The sequence below is a fragment of the Paenibacillus sp. GCM10027630 genome (assembly GCF_042676305.1).
Lineage (GTDB): Bacteria > Bacillota > Bacilli > Paenibacillales > NBRC-103111 > Paenibacillus_S.
The window spans coordinates 31604-51480 of record NZ_JBHTGY010000018.1; the positions used below are offsets into that span (position 1 = coordinate 31604).

16 protein-coding genes and 1 pseudogene are annotated in these 19877 nt (G+C 43.0%); all 17 read right to left on the reverse strand.

The window, feature by feature from the left end; translation table 11 throughout:
- Positions 1-39: 39 nt before the first annotated feature.
- A complete protein-coding gene (locus tag ACFQ0C_RS09875; protein ID WP_379366288.1) occupies positions 40-921 on the reverse strand; it encodes a carbohydrate ABC transporter permease in 882 nt (293 codons plus the stop codon).
- Between the two features lie 16 nt (positions 922-937).
- Positions 938-1888: an ABC transporter permease gene (locus ACFQ0C_RS09880; protein WP_379366290.1), complete on the reverse strand. Its 951-nt coding sequence runs from the start codon at positions 1886-1888 to the stop codon at positions 938-940.
- Positions 1889-2019: 131 nt separating this feature from the next.
- Entirely contained in the window at positions 2020-2847 is an 828-nt protein-coding gene (locus tag ACFQ0C_RS09885; RefSeq protein WP_379366292.1) for a phytanoyl-CoA dioxygenase family protein, read from the reverse strand.
- A 21-nt stretch (positions 2848-2868) separates the two neighbouring features.
- The gene (locus ACFQ0C_RS09890) at positions 2869-4422 is read right to left on the reverse strand and encodes a type 2 periplasmic-binding domain-containing protein (protein WP_379366294.1); all 1554 of its coding nucleotides are present in this window, start codon (positions 4420-4422) and stop codon (positions 2869-2871) included.
- A gap of 107 nt (positions 4423-4529) precedes the next feature.
- Positions 4530-6665 (reverse strand): alpha-amylase family protein, encoded by a 2136-nt coding sequence (locus ACFQ0C_RS09895; RefSeq protein WP_379366296.1) that lies wholly within the window; start codon positions 6663-6665, stop codon positions 4530-4532.
- Positions 6666-6680: 15 nt separating this feature from the next.
- Positions 6681-8198 carry an extracellular solute-binding protein gene (locus ACFQ0C_RS09900; RefSeq protein WP_379366298.1) on the reverse strand — a complete coding sequence of 506 codons (1518 nt, stop codon included), beginning with the start codon at positions 8196-8198 and terminating at the stop codon, positions 6681-6683.
- 151 nt (positions 8199-8349) lie between these two features.
- Positions 8350-10632 carry a helix-turn-helix domain-containing protein gene (locus ACFQ0C_RS09905; protein WP_379366300.1) on the reverse strand — a complete coding sequence of 761 codons (2283 nt, stop codon included), beginning with the start codon at positions 10630-10632 and terminating at the stop codon, positions 8350-8352.
- 238 nt (positions 10633-10870) lie between these two features.
- Entirely contained in the window at positions 10871-11479 is a 609-nt protein-coding gene (locus ACFQ0C_RS09910; RefSeq protein ID WP_379366303.1) for a class I SAM-dependent methyltransferase, read from the reverse strand.
- 590 nt (positions 11480-12069) lie between these two features.
- Positions 12070-12228 (reverse strand): NUDIX hydrolase, encoded by a 159-nt coding sequence (locus ACFQ0C_RS09915; RefSeq protein ID WP_379366305.1) that lies wholly within the window; start codon positions 12226-12228, stop codon positions 12070-12072.
- Positions 12229-12474: 246 nt separating this feature from the next.
- Positions 12475-13215, reverse strand: a complete 741-nt coding sequence (locus tag ACFQ0C_RS09920) for a hypothetical protein (protein WP_379366307.1) — start codon at positions 13213-13215, stop codon at positions 12475-12477.
- A gap of 53 nt (positions 13216-13268) precedes the next feature.
- Positions 13269-13997 carry a hypothetical protein gene (locus ACFQ0C_RS09925; RefSeq protein ID WP_379366309.1) on the reverse strand — a complete coding sequence of 243 codons (729 nt, stop codon included), beginning with the start codon at positions 13995-13997 and terminating at the stop codon, positions 13269-13271.
- A 391-nt stretch (positions 13998-14388) separates the two neighbouring features.
- A pseudogene (locus tag ACFQ0C_RS09930) lies at positions 14389-14652 on the reverse strand (DUF4259 domain-containing protein); the annotation flags it as partial.
- Positions 14594-14782: a DUF4259 domain-containing protein gene (locus ACFQ0C_RS09935; RefSeq protein WP_379366311.1), complete on the reverse strand. Its 189-nt coding sequence runs from the start codon at positions 14780-14782 to the stop codon at positions 14594-14596. The gene ACFQ0C_RS09935 and the pseudogene ACFQ0C_RS09930, both read right to left, overlap by 59 nt.
- Before the next feature lie 430 nt (positions 14783-15212).
- Positions 15213-15854: an NUDIX hydrolase gene (locus ACFQ0C_RS09940; RefSeq protein ID WP_379366313.1), complete on the reverse strand. Its 642-nt coding sequence runs from the start codon at positions 15852-15854 to the stop codon at positions 15213-15215.
- 215 nt (positions 15855-16069) lie between these two features.
- Entirely contained in the window at positions 16070-17209 is a 1140-nt protein-coding gene (locus ACFQ0C_RS09945) for a hypothetical protein (protein WP_379366315.1), read from the reverse strand.
- Positions 17210-17801: 592 nt separating this feature from the next.
- Positions 17802-18515 carry an FAD-dependent thymidylate synthase gene (thyX, locus tag ACFQ0C_RS09950; RefSeq protein WP_379366317.1) on the reverse strand — a complete coding sequence of 238 codons (714 nt, stop codon included), beginning with the start codon at positions 18513-18515 and terminating at the stop codon, positions 17802-17804.
- A 230-nt stretch (positions 18516-18745) separates the two neighbouring features.
- Positions 18746-19723, reverse strand: coding sequence for a hypothetical protein (locus ACFQ0C_RS09955; protein WP_379366319.1), 978 nt, complete (start codon positions 19721-19723; stop codon positions 18746-18748).
- Positions 19724-19877: the final 154 nt, after the last annotated feature.

Here is a 19877-nt window from a genome sequence, read left to right on the forward strand (position 1 = left end):
CACAGCTGCTTCATTAGAGAAGTAACTCACATTTCCTCCTTATCCCTTAATAGAGCCAAGCATGACGCCTTTAGCAAAATGCTTCTGAAGAAACGGATATACGGCCAAAATCGGCGCCATGGCGAGCATGATGGAAGCCATTCGGATCGTTTCCTGAGGCACTATACGATCATCTCCGCTGGCTCCCGCTTGACCGACTCCCGTTGAGTCCGAATCGATTACCAGTGTTTTGACCAAAACCTGCAGCGTCCATTTCTTAGAATCGGATATATAAATAAGCGCGTTGAAATACGTGTTCCAATAAGACACAGCGAAAAATAGCGTGAACGCCGCAATGGCCGGCATAGACAAAGGAATAATGATTCTCAGGAACACCCCCATGTCCGAGCACCCGTCCATACGTGCGGAATCCTCCAGCTCCGAGGGCAGAGATTCGAGAAAGCTTTTAATCACTATTAAGCTCCAGGCGCTTGTTAAGCTTGGCCAAATCAGCGACCAATAGGAGTTGAGCAAGCCAAGCGATTTTACTAAAATATAGCTTGGTAGAATACCTGCTTGGAATACCAAAGTAAATACAACCGCGCTCAGCATCACCGAACGTCCCGGCATCGTTTTCTTAGTCAATGCATAAGCGAATGTGAAAGAAGTAACTACACTAAGTGCCGTTCCGATAAAGGTTACGAACACCGTGCTTTTCAAGGCATTCAGGAAGCTGTTGGTCGATAAAATGTATTTATACGCCGCAAGCGACCATTGCTCCGGAAACATATAAAATTTTAGCGGGATATACACTTTAGGATCTGTAAAGGAGACGCTGAACACGTAAATGAACGGAAACACACATACGATAGAGATCAGTACCAACAGCGAATAATTGACGTAATCGAATACCGTCATTCTTTTAGAGCTTACCAAACTCATGTCTTGCTCCCCTCTCCTAATAGATGCCCTCGTGTCCCATTTTTTTAACTATGTAATTGGAAGCCATCACTAGCACCAAGCCTACGATGCCCTTGAACATACCGACAGTAACTCCGACACTGATCTGTCCTTTCAAAATACCGATCGAGTAAGCGTATGTGTCAAACACTTCCGCTACCGACATAACCAGAGGGTTCGTCATCAGCAGCACCTGCTCAAAGCCAACGTCAGCCATATGCCCAAGTCTTAGAATGAGCAGAATAATGATCGTGGGACGGATCGCCGGCAATGTAATATGCCAAATTTGTCTCCAACGGCTGGCTCCATCTACGACGGCTGCTTCATAACGCTGAGGATCAACGCCAGCCATTGCCGCTAGGAATATAATGGTGCCCCATCCTGCTTCCTTCCACATATTTTGAGAGGTCAGCAGCGCCCAGAAGTAATTGGGGTTGGATAGGAAGGTAATGCGTTCGCGGCCAGATTCGGCAATCAGCTTGTTAACGATTCCGACATCAGAGGAGAGGATAAAGAACGTCATGCTAGCCACTACCACCCATGAAAGAAAGTGGGGCAAATACACAATCGATTGATTTACTCTTTTGAACACGTCATGCCGGACCTCATTCAGCATTAGTGCTAAGAAAATCGGCAGCGGAAACATAAAGATGAGCCCAAAGATATTAATGGCAAATGTATTTCTAAGCATGAGATAAAATTTACTGTCAGCAAACAGGTCGATAAAATTTTTGATTCCGATCCATTCACTGCCGCTAATACCAGCATAGGGATTGTATTTCATAAATGCGATAACGAGTCCCCACATCGGAATAAATTTAAACACAATAAAATAAAGGATCCCGGGCAATGCGAGCACGTACATGTACTTATGCTGCAGCACACGGATCCACAGCTTGGACTCCCTGCGTGTTTTGCCCGCAGCTTTAGTTAGAACAGAGGATTGCATTGTGGCTAGCACCTGCCTTCTCATTGTGATCTGTTATTTCCAAGTAGCGAGCTCCTTAATCTCCGTATAAAGCACCTTGGCTGCCGAGCCTTCTCGACAGCCTAAGGGTTTGTGCGCTTACTAATTTATGATTAAACGGGTAGGCCTTGCTCTCTCATCCATACCTTTAGTGGGACGTCTGCGTCCGTTGGTGTATAGTAGCCGTTGCAGTTCAAGCCATCTCCCAGCATCTGGCGGCGGATAGGGTCTGACTTCTCCAAGAGACCATCCATAGTCATATCATCTTTTCTCCGAATCCATCGATACCCGTAGCCGTAGAACAGCACTTTTCGCGTAATATCGGACCAATTGGTGCTGGCCGCATGCCATAGACGACGATCAAAGAACACGGCAGTTCCAGGTTTCACGCATACAGGAATAGCTCCCTCCGGCTGGCCAAGGCCATTGTCGGGAATTTGTATTTTATCCTGCACATGGCTGTTGGGCACGATCCAGAAGTTGCCTCGTCCAGGTTCGGAGAGATCCGACAAGAAATAAGCTACCTTCAATGACAGCCTCGGACGTGGATGAGACTCCATCTCCAGATTAACCCTCCCGCTGTCCTGGTGCCAGCCGAAGGTCTTATCGCTTTTCTCCTGTCCCGAGGGTGGAGTAATGATCATGTGCGTATGGTACATATAAATATTCCAGCCGAGAATATCCCATACTTTTGGCAGAATTTTTCCATAATCTACGAGATCCATGAATAATGGATGATCCTTCACGAAATCAGTATAGAATAAGGCTTTCTGAGGATCATGGCCCTCCTGCAGCTTGTTCTCGTAAATCCGGTCGACTTCGGCCGTTAGTGCGGTCACCTGCTCAGGGGACAGCGCATTCTCTACTATAATGTACCCTGTCTCATTAAAAGCGCGCCGTTCCTCTTCAGTCAATCTGTTCTGCAAGCTTGATGTTTCCATAAAGTAAACCCTCCCGATTGATTATTTATAGAAGCTGTACGCCTTCGCAAATTCCTTATAAGCCTGCTTAAACTCAGGAAGATTATTAAGCTTGCTCACATACGCTTTATATTCATCCATTGATATTTGTCCGACAATCGCTTTAGTCATCATGGACTGCCATTCATTGGAATACTTAGGCCATGTGTCTACCCACGCATTCGATATCAGCCAAGTGAAAATATTGTATACGCCAATCTTTTCATACTCGGCAACTTCCTTTCTTTTCTGCTCAACATACTCCTTAGGCGCACCCGGATTATCGACCTTCCCCCACTTCACGTAGGCGAATACACCGGCCCCAAGGCTTGTCGTATTGACTTCTTTTACTGATAATTCTGTCGGCACCTTCTGACCGTTGACCATTTTGTAGTGAATTCCTTCCACACCGCTATAACCGAAATCCGTGATCTCTTGGGACGCCGTTGCTTCAAAATATTTCAGCATTTGCTTCAATTTTGTTTCAGGTACCTTCTTCGAGATAAAAATGCCACCGTTAACGCCTGTTGACAAATCGACTGCATAGCCGCCCGGCCCTTTTAAAGGAGGCAATGCGATAATTTTCGCTTCGGGCTGCACCTTTTTAGCCTGTAACTCGAAATCATAATGATAGCGGGTGCTCCGCATGTAGGTTGCCGCTTTTCCAGTGCCGATAGCTTCTTCCATCTGCGTTCTTTTCATCGTCATATATTCCTTGGGCATGCTTCCGTCTGCATACAGACCTCTGAAATACTCAACCAAATTTGTATATTCATTGGTCAACTCATGCCAGATAAGTCCTCCCTCGCTATCATAATGCGGAGAGTACGCACCGAAGCCGGCTTCAAAGGGACTTACGCCTTCATTGGTTCCTACAATTCCCATGGTGTCTTTCTTGCCGTTGCCGTCCGGATCTCCGTTGGAAATGGCTCTTAATGCATCTCGGTATTCATCTAACGTTGTCGGGACTGGAATATTCAGCTTATCGAGCCAGTCCTTCCGAATATTGATCGAATTATCGATAAGCGAGCGGGATCGCGGTAAGGCATATGTTTTTCCGTCTACAGCAAGAAACTTCTGCCAGTTGGGAGGTGTGTTGTTTTTCAAATTCGGATACTGGCTCATATCTCCTAGGAAAGGAGTCAAATCCCAAAATGCTCCATTACGAATGGCGTTAATCATGGTGACCGTTAAGCCTTGGTTTGGGTAAGCGATAACTTCAGGGATATCTCCGGAGGAAAGAACCAGATCCAGCTTGGTAATGACGTCACCCGAAGGAACCCAGTTGGCATCGAGCTTCACATTTAACCGCTTTTGCCATTCCGTCCAGAACGCATTGTTCATGTCAGGCATCTCGTTGTATAATCCGCCGAATATTTGCATTTGCAGCGGTTTGCTGTCATTCGCAGGAGCCGTGCCCGGCTTATCCTTCGATCCGACACCGCTATCCGTTGCCACCGTGCCGCCTGAAGAGCATCCGCTGGCTGCCAAAGCCAGAACACAGCTTAACGTGATTGCCCAATTCGTTCTTTTCCGCCAATTCCTCTTTGAATTCAATACAATCTCCTCCTTAACTTAATGAGCTTCGTGTTAAATGAATAACCTACACACTGCAAACATCTTAAATCTCAAGGAAATAAATGCGCTTTCATCAATCTGTGCTGCTATTCGATAATAATTAATTCATGATCAGCAACTGAATCCACTCGAACCGTTATCCATGAATCATCAAGAGTAGGAATAGCTTCACGGCCAGCTACTTTTAACTGCACACTGCTCGGCTGCAGGCCCTCTAGTTTCAGTGAAACTGTAATTGGCCCCACCGGTAAGTATTCCTCCAAATAACCAGGATGTTGATTAGCTCCGCTAAGATTCACAATATGGAGAATTAATCTGTTCACTTGTCGATACAGTTTGCAATCCAAATAGCCAGGGCCTTCCACCTTCAAAGGGAGCTTATCCGCCGCCGCCCACTTTACCGCGTTAGCCAACAGATCGCCCAGGTCCGGCAAATGGGTGCGGCCGTAACAACGGTCGACATCTCCGGCAAAGTAAAACAGGCGTCCTCCGGACGAATGCTGACCGGCAAGCATAACGGGAATATCCGTCTGCGGTGTTCTCACCCAGCTAAATTCCGGAGGATAAATGGGATAGGACGGGATGTACGTCGCAAGCTCTGTCAAGCTTTCGTCCACTATCTGAACCCTATGGACCTGCCCACCGAATGGGAGGGTTTCGGTATTCTCGAAGCCGGCTAACACCTCATGCCGATTATCCGGAAGATTGAAATAATTATGTGCATTAAAAAATGCCCAATCCGACGATTGCTTACCAACGGCGCCTTCAACTTTAAACAAATGTTCCATTCCGGTTATGGATTGGAGAGGAAACCGGGCTCGCGTTTCGCCCCACTCGTTCAAGGTTGCGGAAGCGCCGGTAAATACAAGACTGCCTCCGGACTCTACAAACCTCTGCACAGCCAGACATTGAGAATCCGTCATCGCAGCCAGATCTGGCAGGATCAGCACTTCAAGATTTGCAGCCTCTCTTGCAATATGATCTGCATGTACGGGAATAAAGGGAACTCTTGCACGTGTCAACGCTCTAACAAAGCCATGCCAAGGAAGTTCCACTTTCTCATACGTGTCATCATTCCCATAAAACTCGATATTCTCCTGACTCCAAATTAAGCCAACATTGGCAACGGGCCGTCGATTATATAAATAGCGTTCATTCTCCTCATGCCACTGCATGACCGGAGGCGCGTTGTCAAACTGGCGTCTATCCTTCTGAACCGCACCGACGTGATGGTACCAAGGAGATATCCCCCCTGCAATACCTTCCACCATCCACAGTCTGGTTTCATTGGCTGGGTTGCTCCCCTGACGAAAGCTTCGCTCGCCTCGAATATAGTTAGACATGCTTTCAGGTATGATGCTGTCCCAGCCGGCAACCCCATGCAGCAGATGGCCGTTGAGGCTGTTCTGCTCGAATCCGTTCAAGGTGTCCCTCGATTGATGGTCACACATCATAATGACGGATCTTTCCCCAACTTCTTTAAGATCGCAGAAGGAGGCATGTGTTTTTACCGGATTGGCATTGACCATTCCCAGCCACAAGCAATCGGCCCCGCCATGCTCTTGCGTAACCTGATTAAACAAATCCCAGTTCTCTGTACGGCAGCTGTAGCTCCATTTAATCCACTTGCGGTAAGCCGGATCATTCCAATTAGAGGCTGACGGGAGCTCTAGCCCAACCTCAGCCTTAAACTTAGCCCTGCAATTCAGGCAATGACAAATGCTTTTTCGTGAGACTCCAGTCCAGCTGTTATCCGTAAAACCATCCGGTCTGTAATTGACAATAATCTCCTTCAGTACTTCCGGTATGTACTTTTTATAATAGTCGCTGTTTATACAGGAAAAATAACGTCCCTCCACGATCAAAGGCTCACCCTCGCTGTTGACGACAAACCAGTCAGGATGGGCATTGTAAAACTCCTTGGTTGCCCGGTTAATATCCATTCTGGCAAGAACAGAGAGCCCCTCCTGGCGGGCAGCAGCTACCCAATCTCCGAACAAGTCTTGCTCGCCCAAGCCCTCCGCCCGATATTGCAGCTTTAGGGAGCTCGGGTAATAGGCGACAATTCCGCCTGCATTAATGATTACACCTTGAACTCTTGTCTTGCGCCAATATTCCTTCCACCACGATAAGTCACCGTAAACAGGATCCATTTCCGTGAGGTTGGTTTGACCCCAGCGATAGGTTCTCCGGTACCAGGGTAGGGCTGCATCGTTAGACATGATCACAAATCTCCTCTATTTCATATATTCGTAAGCTTTCGCCAGCTCTTGATAGGCTTTCTTAAAATACGGCATGCTGTTCAGCTTGCTTACGTAAGCTCTGTACTCGTCCATGGAAATCTTGCCAATAATAGCCTTGGTCATATTCGATTTCCATTCATCGGCATATTTAGGCCAGACCTCCGTCCAAGCGTTTGAATAAAGACCTGTGAACGGATTTACAAAGCCAAAGCTTTCGTAATCGGCGACCTCACGATGTTTGGAATCATTGTATTCCTTGGGAGCGGCCGGATTATCTACCTTGCCCCACTTGGTATAAGCCAGGACGGTCACTCCAAGACTTGTTGTATTGATCTCTCTCCTGGCAAGCTCCGTTGGAACTCTTTGGCCATTCACCACTTTATAATGGACGTTCTCAACACCGTTGTAGGCATAATCCGTAATTTCCTGCGAGGCGCTCGCCTCCAAGTACTTCAAGATCCTCCTCACCTTCGCTTCCGGGACTTTCTTTGAAATATAGAAGCCGCCGTTAACCCCGCTCGACAGCTCAACCGCGTAGCCATTGGGTCCCTTGAGCGGTGGAAGAGCAATGAATTTAGCCTCTGGCTGTACTTTCTTGGTGGATGTCTCAAAGTCGTAGTGATATCGCGTGCCGCGAACGTAAGACGCCGCCCTTCCAGCTGAAACAGCCTCCTGCGCCTGACTGATTTTCATCGTAGGAAAGTCCTTGGCAAGAATGCCATCGCTGTACAGTTGACGGAACCAGCCGACCATTTCCGTATAGGAGTCCGTCAATTGATGCCAGATCATCCCCCCTTCACGGTCGTAGGTTGCTGTGAATGCGCCAAAAGCAGCTTCAAACACCCCGTCGCCATCATTTATGATGACGCCATGTCCGATTAGGCCAATCGTACCGACTCTAGAAGGATTATGGTCGACTATTTTTTTTAGCGCGTCACGGTATTCATCCAGGGTTGTTGGAACAGGGATATTTAATTGATCAAGCCAGTCTTTACGGATGTTAAGCGACAGGTCGATTCTTGATCGGGATCGCGGAAGCGCATAGATTTTCCCGTCCATGGATAGACCCTTCAAAGCATTTGGAGGCGTATTGTTTTTAAGGTTAGGAAATTGGCTCAAATCGCCTAGAAACGGCGTTAGATCCCAGAATGCGTTGTTTTGTATGGCGCTCTGCATGGAAGGGGACAGCTGCTGGCTTGGATAAGCAATGATATCCGGCAAATTTCCGGAAGCGAGAATCAAGTCTATCTTGGTATTGAAATCCCCTGAAGGTATCCATTCCGGATCCAGCTTAATGTGGAGGCGCTTTTGCAGCTCCGTCCAGTATGCATTGTTCATGTCCGGCAATTCGCTGTACAATCCTCCTATGATTCTGACATGTAGGGGACCGTTGTCGGCTTCCCCATTAGCCGTTGTCCTCGGCGGCGGCAGCTCCGGCGAACATCCACCGATCAGGAGCACCAAAGCGGATACGATAACCCAGATACTTATTCGATAGGAGTTAATTAGCATGTTAACCCTCCGCTTAATGGATTGTCGGCGCCTATCCCTAATGATAAGCAACCAAGCAGATATAAAAAGAGACAATCATTGACTTATCAAAAATTGTCCTCATATAGCTGGATATTAGTGGGTAATGACCCATTCAGGAAAATATTGTCTGTCATTTAACGAACTCTCTTTGCTTGGTTCTGTATTGTCCGGGCGTCATATGAGTATGTTTTTGAAACATCCGCGTTAGATTCCTTTCCGAATATCCGATCTTGGATGCGATTTCTCCAATGGTCATGCCCGTTTCATCCATCAATCGGCTGGCTTCCTTAATTTTACATTCCTGCACATATTCCAGAAACTGGACTCCTTTCTCTTTCTTAAACAAACGGCTTAAATAGGAAGGGCTCATGTCTACTATCTCTGCAATATGAGTAAGCAAAATATCATCGTAGATGTGGTTATGGATATATTGAACGACAAGCTGGATGGCACTTGCTACATTAGATTTACGGTTTAGGATTTGTTGAAACAGCGGAAACAGCTCATACACATACCAATCATACACCTCGCCCGGGGTTTGCCGTTCTTTCAATTGACCGATTAGATCATGCTCGATCAATTCCATGTATGCGACGGTATCTTGCTGTTCTAGGGATTCCATAAGTGCGTGCAATAAAGTAAAATAACCATGGGTTATTACGGTATACGACTCGGAAGCACGTAAGGCCCGCACATATTCGGACAGATTAGCTTTTGACGTACTTAAATCACCATTTAATAATGCCGTTACGACAGACTGCTTAAGATGAGACGGATAATAATAATTTCCGTGCTTTCTTACCGGTTGTGCCTCTTCTGCGTTTATAACGGAAACACTTTCAAGATAAGTGCGGTTTTGCAAAGCCAGCAGAGCCTCCCTGTAGGATGACGAAATATCGGTAAAGCTAGAATGTACCCTGCCAATTCCTACAAAAGCAGACAGCTTCAAATAATGTTGAATAGACTCCACAATTAATTGGCCATATTCCATCACCTTATCAAGAAGCTCTGAAGCCGACGGCTCCCCATCCGAGAAAATAACGGCCACAGCTCGATTCTGGCTGTCCTGAATAACTTCCCCTTGAAACCGATCGACCTTTACCAGAAGCTCATTCATCACATTCTTCATCATGAAAGTAATAATGGACCGATCGTTAGTGCTAAACCTTCGATCCTTATGCAGATCACCAATGGTCACCACCAACACGAGATAGCTTCGATGGGACATAATTTCATGGATTTGATGATGGGAACGGATCAGCTTCTCATTCACATAGCTCTCTTCAACCAACTGCTGGAAAAACCTTTCTTTAAGAACCGGCTTCAGCTCGTCCACATCATGAATTAATTGATCGGACTGCTGCTTTAGATAAGACATGCATTGTTCAATAAATGAGATTTCATTCGCATGGATAGACTTCGCATTGGAAAAATTTAACGATTTGCCCAAATGCATGAGGCGACGAATCGGCTTATACACATTAATTGAGGTCAACAACGTCAGTAAAATACTTAATACGAAGAAGAAGGTGACCGTAATTATGACAAAGGAACGTATCCAGCTAATGCTGCTGACAATTTCCTTCTGGGGAATCATAGAAATATAAGTTCGATCAAAGGAAGTTTTTAAATAGGTGTATAGCACTTCATCCTGGAAAAAGGACCCCGAGCTGTCTTCGATTCCCCTGATGGTTTGCATGAAGTGTGCGGCGCTCATATTATCAAATACGCCATATTCCCCTGTCCTGAGAAGCACCTCTTGCTGCGGGCCTAATATGAGTACAGATTCTACCGTTGGGCTATCGATATATTTGGCTATTTCACGAGTATCGGCATGAATCAAAAGCGCACCCAAGTTTTTATTATTGCCATTAACCACGGGCAGCTGCCTCACAAAGGTTAGGTACCCCTTCTTCCCCGAATAAGGCAAATACCCCCACTTAGAGGATGCTTCCCAGCTCATAGCTGTCCTCAAATCTTGATTATCCTTATAGAAACGCTCGGGGATATATCCGTAGTTATTAGAGATAGCTCCCTCTGCTTTGCTGTTATAATAAACAATGTCCACAATGAAGTCATTGGAGTTTTTCTTTTTGTCCAGCATCTCATTAATTTCTCCGTGGCCTAGCACATTATTTGTGAAATCTTGATCATACATAGAGCTGGTCACGATAGGACTGGATGCAATTGAATAGGAATCGAGCTCAAGGTTCTGAAATATACGTTCTACCCGGTCCTTGGAAATCAACAAGGAGGCTTTAGCATCGTTAACAATGTTTTCCATAGCAGATTTCATCGCAAAATGATAGTAAACGCTTCCAATTAATATGATAGGAATGCAGGCCGAAATACATCCAAAAATAATAATCCGGCTTAAATATTTCTTTTGCCTTAGCGCATCGAACCGACTCATATTCTTAATACCTCCATAAGAAAAACATGCTTTACTAATACTTTCCACGTCGTTAATTGCATCACCTTTTCCAGTTTAGAAAAATTTTGTAAAGTAACCTCATCGCTGCTTGTCCTATTGAATTCCCCGGGCTCCACCTTATGGCCCCTACATAAAATGAAAACAGCCGCCCCCGCATCAAGCGGAGAAAGGCTGTTAGTATTTGCTTTATTGCTCACTCATTAATTGCCGTACACCTTTAAACCTTGTTTGGCGACGCCCACACCAATTGAACGGTATTAAACTTGTATCGTTCCATATGATGTATATGAATTGGGGACTGCTGAAAAATATTGATCATATTACGATCCAGATGGCAGCCGACAACGCGTAGGAATACTGGCCCGATGATCTTTTGGGTGGTACCAATCAATCGGTTTGAACTGAGACCATGCTCCATTAACAAAATTTGACCGCCCGGCTTGCACCACCTGCTGAAAGATTCCAACACTCTAACAGGATATTCGTAACCGCAAAAGGATAATGTTGAGACGATGGTATCAAATGAGTTTTCAGGAAACGAAATAGATTCTATATCGGATTGAATGAATGTGGCCCGAACATTGCTAGCCGTAGCGGACTCTTTTGCCTTGGATAACATAGCACCGCTGAAATCGACAGCAGTCACATCCACATCTTTGGGGTAAAAGTAAAAATTCGCTCCCGCACCAACCGCTACCTCAAGAACCTTCCCCGTTGCACTCCCGATCAATTTTTCCCGCCATTTCCGTTCCGACTGCTTCTTCCTTCTCATTTCGTAAATTTTGGATTGATTATCGAATTTATGGATTAGTTTCTCTTTATCCATAGTACCCTCCTCCAATAAGCAACGATCAGACGAGCAAGCATGATTTGTATTATGGAACTATGAATCGTTCTTCGTCAGTTTAAAGACGTGTTTGGTCAATTTTGTCCCAGGTCAGATAAAAACATATAACTGCTAACGCGAAAAAGATTACAGAAATTAGATTATTTCTACGGAATTTGATGCCATACGCAGAGAAAAAAATAGCCGTAGCTAATTTAGCAATGATTTGGTAATAACCTTTATCCGAAAAAAAAGTAGTACTAAATATTATCGCGATCAGCAAAGTTGAAGAAACTAGAACCTTAAACCAAAAAGGTTCCCTTAAGAATTGTTTATACATATATTTAATCATCTGCATCGCGGTATATCCATTCTCATTTCTTTTATTTTTATAATAGCATGAAAAAAACCATAAAACTTCAACTATTCTGCGCGTAGCTTTATGGCTTCGTCAGTCTAATGCTTTATTTTCAGTCAAGATCAATCGATGAACTTGAATTTATACTTTTTATTTTTCATCTCTGCGTTTGCTAATATTGAGATTATTATTCTTGTCACAAGCGACCTGACGGTTGAGGATGTTAGGATGGCTAGCTTATGAGCTGCTCCTCCAGCAATTTGTGAATCACGTTTTCATGTGCGGTAAAAGCGATTCGGGGGAGCTCCTCGTAAGAGAAATAATCTACTTGGTCGATGTCATCTCCCGCACAATGCTCCCCGTCGGTCTCTTTGGCCAGAAACCAGATCATGACGCTCTGCTGCTCGGGATTATACCATTCAGTGCCTGCGTAAGACTCGCCATAAAGTGAACTGACGGTATAGAGAGTGCTTGAACAACTAGCAACAAAGAGCTAAAGGAGTTTTTCGATTCGCGTCTTTTGATATTTAAGTTGTAGCCCATGATTTGCTATCCTAATAATTTTTCCACCAATTTTTATTCGTTAAGTATGGTGATAAGTGGAGTAGAATTACATTTCCGGAGTCTGGAGTGACTCTCAGTAATCATTTGTCTTGAACCACGCACCGTCAACCAAGACTGAACCATATTCTAAAATAGGCGCTTTATCGTTTTTATCAACCTGCATAATGATCCATCCTGTATGTTGTTCTCCAAGAAGCAATTTTGTAGCTATGGAAGGACTTGGGGGAGTTTCAAGGATTGGTCTATAAATCTTACCAGTGGAAGAGACTAGCTGAAAATCATCATTCTTAATTTGAAGGAATTTATTATCAGAGATATTCGTAAGCTTAATGGTGACTTTAGCAAGAAATAGCTCTCTCTCTTCTGGATCAACTTTAGATGGATCTGTAGTTTCAATCCAGACTCCGCGCTGCAAGTCTACTATATTTACCATCAAATTTAGAGCCTTGCTTCCTCGCGCAATCTCATCTACATGGAGGGACCCATGGTACTTTTCAAATGGGGTAACCTTCTGAAAATCCACTTCAGTGCCAATAGGTGCGGGGTTCTGATAGGATTTCCCCGCAATTGAGGATTCCTCCCCACCAATATGCAGCTCGTTATGTTCACCGTCCATCCAAATATCCTCTTTACCTAACCATTCAGCAACATCATGGATTGGAATATAGCTATTTCCATCGACAAGCTTAATATCTGTTATTACTTCTTTTCCATTAACGAAAAGCTTTATCCCTGGGGACGCAATAATACCAGTGGTGAAGCAAATTACTGATGTTAAGGTAAATAAGGCAATTAATGCAATATATTTTTTCATATTTTCGTTTGCGCCTCCCACGGTGGCTTCATTTCAATAATCGATTATCAAATTTAGCTCGTCTTCAGATAAATAGGCTGAGCTAAATACGTTTTATATGTAATAATAGGATCTTTATCATCTACGTCGACTTGAAGTACCACCCAGCCTGTAGTCTCTTCTCCAACCGATAATTCCTTTAGCCAAGGTCGCGGAGGCATAGCAAGTAAACGCTCGTAATTTTTACCTGTAGATGAAACTAGCCCAAAATCAAGAAATCCGATATCTACCTTTCCCTCATTATCTGCGTTAGTCGTGATTTTAAGAGTAATTTTAGCAAGAAGCAGCTCCATTCCCTCTTGGGGCTCATCATGATTTTTAACACCATAATATGCTTGGTTGTATTCTTTTACTTCATCCATAAGCTTCTTCGTTTCCGGTCCACGCACAACCTCAACGACCTGCATATATCCCTGGTAGAAAGGTTCAAAAGGTGTATGTTTTTCAAACATGGCTTTGGAGCCCATCGTTGCGGGAGTTTTTAGTGACGTTCCTTCGACTGCAATGTTCCTCTTCCCTATATGGATCTCTCGATTACTATCATCCCATGTTAATCCTTTGTCTAGCCACTGAGCTACGTCGCGAACCGCAACATAGCCTTTACCGTCAATCATTCTAATATTTCCCTGAACCTGCTTGCCGTAAATGAAAAGCTTGATCTCAGAAGACGCATAAACACCTACTGCCGTTGATGTTATAGAGAGTGTGATCAAGCATATGAATAGTAGTAACTTTTTTCTCATACTTATCCTCCAGAGAGTAGACGGTACTCTTTCAACAAAATTTTTTGGAGTAAGTTCAGTAAACATATATCCACATTTTTCCTTGGTGAACACTGAAACGCGTCGTTTATGCAACTCTATAAACTACTCCGACTTAATGTCTAAATGCAAGACATCCTTGTGTCCAAAGAAACTGGGCCAACCAACTGTTTTTCGTATTCTGATATTATTTTCTTAATGTGTAGGCAGCCATATCATATCCTCTGTTAGCCCACACGAAGATTTGACAGTTATTTGATGTCTGAATCCGCCTAGAAAAATATATTTACTTCTTATAGTCATGATCGTCTCATAAATATTCATTGGAGGTACAAGGATTATCGTGCTCTAGTTACCCGTTAGCAGAATTTTCTTAATTAATTATCCTACTTTGCAATTCCTTTATTGTGGTGACCCAGTTCCCATATTCCTCTGTTTCCTCCCATAATTCTTTAAGTTCCGATTCCGCAAGTATCTTTTCTAAAGCTTTGTGGGATTTCTCTAATAGGTTTGTTCCTTGTCCTTTATGTTGTAATATCCATTCTTGAAGTTCATCTTCATATATTTCTTTCCCTGGTCTATTTTGTAACGCTGCCAGTATTTCTACTGCTCCTAAGGCAATACATGCTACATCTGCATCTAAGTAATTGTTCTAAAACCATTTCAATAGATTCCGAAAGTAAAATAATGTCTTGAGTTTCTGTAAGTTCAATTATCCAATCTTGTACTGTATCATTTTCGAAATTTCCAATTCCCCATACTCCCATGTATGAATAGCCTCACAATCTCTTTTAATGGTGGTTTGAAACAACTTGACTCGTATTTTAGGTATTCGATAAATCATGAAAGTATCCTCCGTTACTTCAATGCGAAAAGGGAGCAGTTGCTTCGGCCGTCTGCTAGTGTTAACGCATCAAGAACCTTATTATTATTTTCGATTGTCTGAGGCCAACCATTGTCCATAATTCGCCTTGTGATCACTCCTGATCGCAGCCCAAGAAAGTTTTATACAATTCTACTGACTTCTTTTGCATATCCTTGCCTCTCTTTCTAGTTTTTAAGGTCGATAAGTGATTCGACTTTTTGTATATATTTTCCTCCATTAACGCGATAAGTTATTTTCTGTCTCATAACAGCATTTGGATTGCAGGTATCCTTCTCTCTATCATCTCCCTTATATGAGCAATAGCTCAATTACTAGAATTGTCTTTCATGAGATTGTAAATGACTGTAAATCAAACTTAACACCTTATCATAATAAGAAGCTTCATGCGGAACGAATCGATCTTTCCCCACATTTTCTTTAAAACACACCCTATTTCCGAGCTCATCAATTACGAAACCTTCAACATTAATTTTGTCTATGTCATTTTTCCAAAGTGAATGAAATTCATCAAAGTTAGCCTTTATGATTCCTGATACTTCTTCTTTTTGCAAATTAAAATCATTAAATGAATTTTTTGATTCAAAAAGATAAACATGAGCTATCTCTTTATCATTGAGTTCTTTTCTTATAACACAATAATTAATAACCCCTAATGATATAAGTTCGGTTATGGATACGTTAATGCCGATTTCTTCTCGAACTTCCCGGACACCATCTTCTATCGTTTCATGAGCTAAAATATGCCCTGCTGCAGTAATATCAAAAAGGGAAGGATAGTCCTTTTTTGTATCACTACGAATCTGCAAATAAATATAATCTTGACCTGCCTCTTTATATATGAACCAACAATGGAATGTTTCATGCCAGTAGCCGATTTTATGAACTTCACTTCTAGTAGCTACACCTATCGGTTTCTTATCATCATCAAATATATTGAATAATTCATTTTCCATTTCTTATTCCTCCAAAGTTTTTCGATATTTCGCGATGAACTTGTTCTGACTGTATATCAAAGCAAATGATTTTTTTATCACCATTATATTCCATATTATTACTTCATTATCCTGCCAGTTACTTCAACGAAAACGGCAGCCGATCATTTGGTATCGGCTGCCGTCATGTCTTATTTAACTATCGTCTTAATCTTCATTTGGTCAGAATATTCCCATCAATCCAACATGTAGATTCTCCACTCTTTGCTACTTTGCTGCTTTCGCACACAGACCGCCATAGTTCCGATTGGATCATCTTTATCATCCGTTTGATATCGAAGCCCCACACAAAACTGATCCTGAGCAGCTTCTTCGTTTGATGGCGGATATGCTCCGATAAAAGTATATCTGTGCTTCTTCATTGGCTCAATCCACGATTCGGATGCCCCCTGTACAAACAGCTTACCGACTTTCTGCTCATCTTGAGCTAACCAGTGATCGGCAAAGCGTTTTATGATGTCAAGAGCTGCTGGATCACCATTAAATCGCAGGATGGATGCCGTTTTGAAGAGATGCCAGTTTGAGCCGTTGTCTGTTGTTTCGTAATAAACGGTATCCGATTCCTTTTCCTTTATAAAATCGGCCCTGACCGTTCCTATCCCATCCTTACTAATTTGTGGTGGATATGCCATCCCGAATTGAAAGTCCTTCTTATGTGGAAACTCTTGCAATCTCCAGTTCTTCCCGCTGTCAGTTGTACGATAGAAGGGAATCACATCCTTCTTCTTATAGGAAGAAGTTATATAACCTACCCCATTCTCTTGAATCATCATTGAAGTGACATACCCGCTGATACTAGATGTTAAGTCACAATTTAAGGTCCATGTTGTTCCGCCGTCTTCTGATAAATACAGCGTTTTTTGGGCTAAATCCCCGTCTGGCTCCGATTGCAGCATGATCCAAGATGGTCCATTTTGATGAAGTGATGCCAGGATATGATCTTGATCCACTTCAGCCTCCCAGGCCTGCTCGATTGGTAATTGATTGGAGTTCCAATTTATCCCATGGTTATCCGTACGATAGACTTGGAGCCCCGTCTTGATGCTGGCATTTGGTGGTCGGTCGACCGTCCATCCTGTCAAATCGCCTTCATTATAAAAATATATCCGATTTCCGCTTGTTAATGGCATGGGAAAACCACTCAACACGACTGGGGTAGGTATAGTCTCAGGAGTTTCGACAGGATCCTGGCTAAGAGTTTCGCTTGACGCAGGAGTTTTCTGGGAAGACTGAACATTTTCCGGTTTAGAATTATCACAACCTGCAGTAAGTATGGTAACCAGCATCAAGGTTTGGATGATCAAATGTATTTTCAATTCGTGCCTGTCCTCCTTTATTGCCTCGTCGCTCCAACTTCATTTAATGAATAAGTTGTGTTACTTGAAGAGGTTTCCGAGTACGTAGACAGCCCTTCTTTTTATTGAACTAACGTTTTGCTCCATTCTCCAAAGATTTCAACCCCCATTTGATTGTTAAAAAAACGTTAGCACAACGCGGCTGCCGATCCATACCGGCAGCCGCGTTCTTATTGAGCTATAGTTCCCAGTTAGCTGAGCGATTGATCAAACTATTTGTCTTTTTCGTAATTATCAATTTGCATAAATTCTTTAACTTCACGATAAGCGATGTATACAGGTTGCCTTCCTATATCAATCCAGAGTGAATATATCTTCGATCCTATCCGTTTAACATCCGTAAGTTCACCAGCTATCTTGGATCCATTCTCAAAAATAATTCTATAATGTTTACCTAATTCCAGATTAACGGACACCACTCATGGCTTCCTTTTATTCAAATTATTATCCATTTTATTACAGTGGCCTATTGAAGATAATTGCCCATTAGCTTAATAAGGCTACCTGTCATTATTAGCGGCAGCCTCGTCTTGTTGTTACAACTCTTATCCTCTTAATTTGTTTCTTTTGAAACTAATTCTTTGATTAAAGCCGGATATACTGTTTTGATTAGTTCTAAGACAGCCTTTGCGTAGTCCTGAATTTCTTTTTGAGCGTCATGTTCTAATCGTTGTACCAAGAAATGAGCGACCGATTGAACGGACGCGGTCCAATACCAGCGGACATACATTCCATATGATGGTAAGAACAACCGGGCCTGTTCAGCACAAATTCCATCTGCTAATGCCTGTTCATATTTTTTCATCCCTAGTTCGATGTATACCAATAATTCCTGTGTATGTTTCTCACCAAGTTCCCAGGAAATTATGTCTCCACTGCCTTGTTTGGAGTTCTCAGGCTTTGATCTCCATTCATCTGCTTTTGGGGTATAAAAAACGGGCTCTTCGGTTATGTATCGACGACTTGATTCGTTCCAGGCATCTAAACTATCGCCAGTGCCTTCATAATGAGCAGAACCGACTACATATTTCCACCACTGTCTGGCGACCATTAATGGTGCGTACACTTCAAATTGTGCGATAGCATGCCGAAAAGGTGATGTATGACCTTCGCGAGCCAGAAACTTAATGAGTTTTATATCTCGCTCACTAAGCTCTAGTGACTCCTTGGCATAAGATACACGAGCAGCATTAACGACAGTTAAATCGGATCCCATGTGATCTACTAGCCGTACATAACCTTCATTAAGCACATTAACAAATGACATTTAGCTTTCTCCCCCTTTATTTTATTACCAATTTCTTCATAAGCACTGCTATTTCCTGCAAAGGTAATACTAAAGTAACCTGTCCGTTACTTTAATGACAATGTGAATAATTCAATGAATAATTCCGTCCTTAAGCTCGCTTGCTTTTTACGCGCGCGTGCCCCTAATCAGCTCTTTCTCCAGTGTACTAAGTTCAAAATTAGTTTTTATTTGAGAGTGAAGAATAGACATCAAGCATGTCTAGCCTTTTCAAAAAGATATACCATCTCTTCGACATCTTGAATATTCATCTCCTCCAGATCTAAAAAGCGATAAAGATTAACATATTGTTTAGAATAAACATCTTCATCAAGCAGACCGCTCACCTGAAGGTCAGAATCTTGCATACGATGGAGGCAGTATTTGTAAACGTAAAGGATGCTCTTTTCATACCCCCACTCTAAGTTTCCATCAACTGCTGTATGAAAAAAATGGGGTGAATTGCTCCCCATACGGGATTCAGCCAGTATGTGAATCTCATTTTTAGATGCAAATAGACGATTCTTCATCTGCTCAAGCGGTTGATCAAGACAAAAAGTCCGGATAAATGCTCTGTACAATTGGTCATGCCCAAATACGCCGATATTCTTTTTAAGAAAATATTCGGTACGGTTCTGACTTCTCGGTAGCATGTGGTGTTGCCAATACGTTGCCAAAATTAAATCGTTTAATCCTATACGCAGATGAGCTATAGCTGTGCGGAACCAGCCTTTTTCAAGCATTTCTCTTGCCTTTTCAAGTCGGGTATCAGCTTGCCCCAGCGCCTGGGTAGATTTCATATAAGTTACCTTTTCATGAAACAGGATCCGATCAAATCTTTCTTTGAAAGTAGTCAGCAGGTTAGTTGGATCATAGACAATCCTGCACCCGTAAATTTGAATACGAAATTCTAGTACCGACTCGTCAGGTTCATTGACTTGCGCCAAAAAATTCTCCAAACGAGGCTTCGTATACTGAAATATCTCGACTCCCATTCCTTCGATCACGTTAAAATGTTGGAACTCCTCGATTCGCTCCTCAACTAGTAGGCATAATTCCAGATCAGAATGCTTCCAGGCAACCCCGCGCCCGATGCTTCCTCCAAAAGCTACACCTAGAACCCGTGGATCAGAAACATATTTTTCTGCAATGTGATTCGCGGTTGCATACAGCTTGGCTTTCCAATGCATGTCCATTGCCTCCTACTGTTTTAAAGTGTTTTCCAAATTTTATCATACTACAAATCTATCCTGCCTGTTAGGTGAGAAAAGGCTGCCGATTTTTGTTGGCAGCCTCATCCTGTTAGTTATTGAGCTATCGTTTTCTAATTGAACGAATCAATTC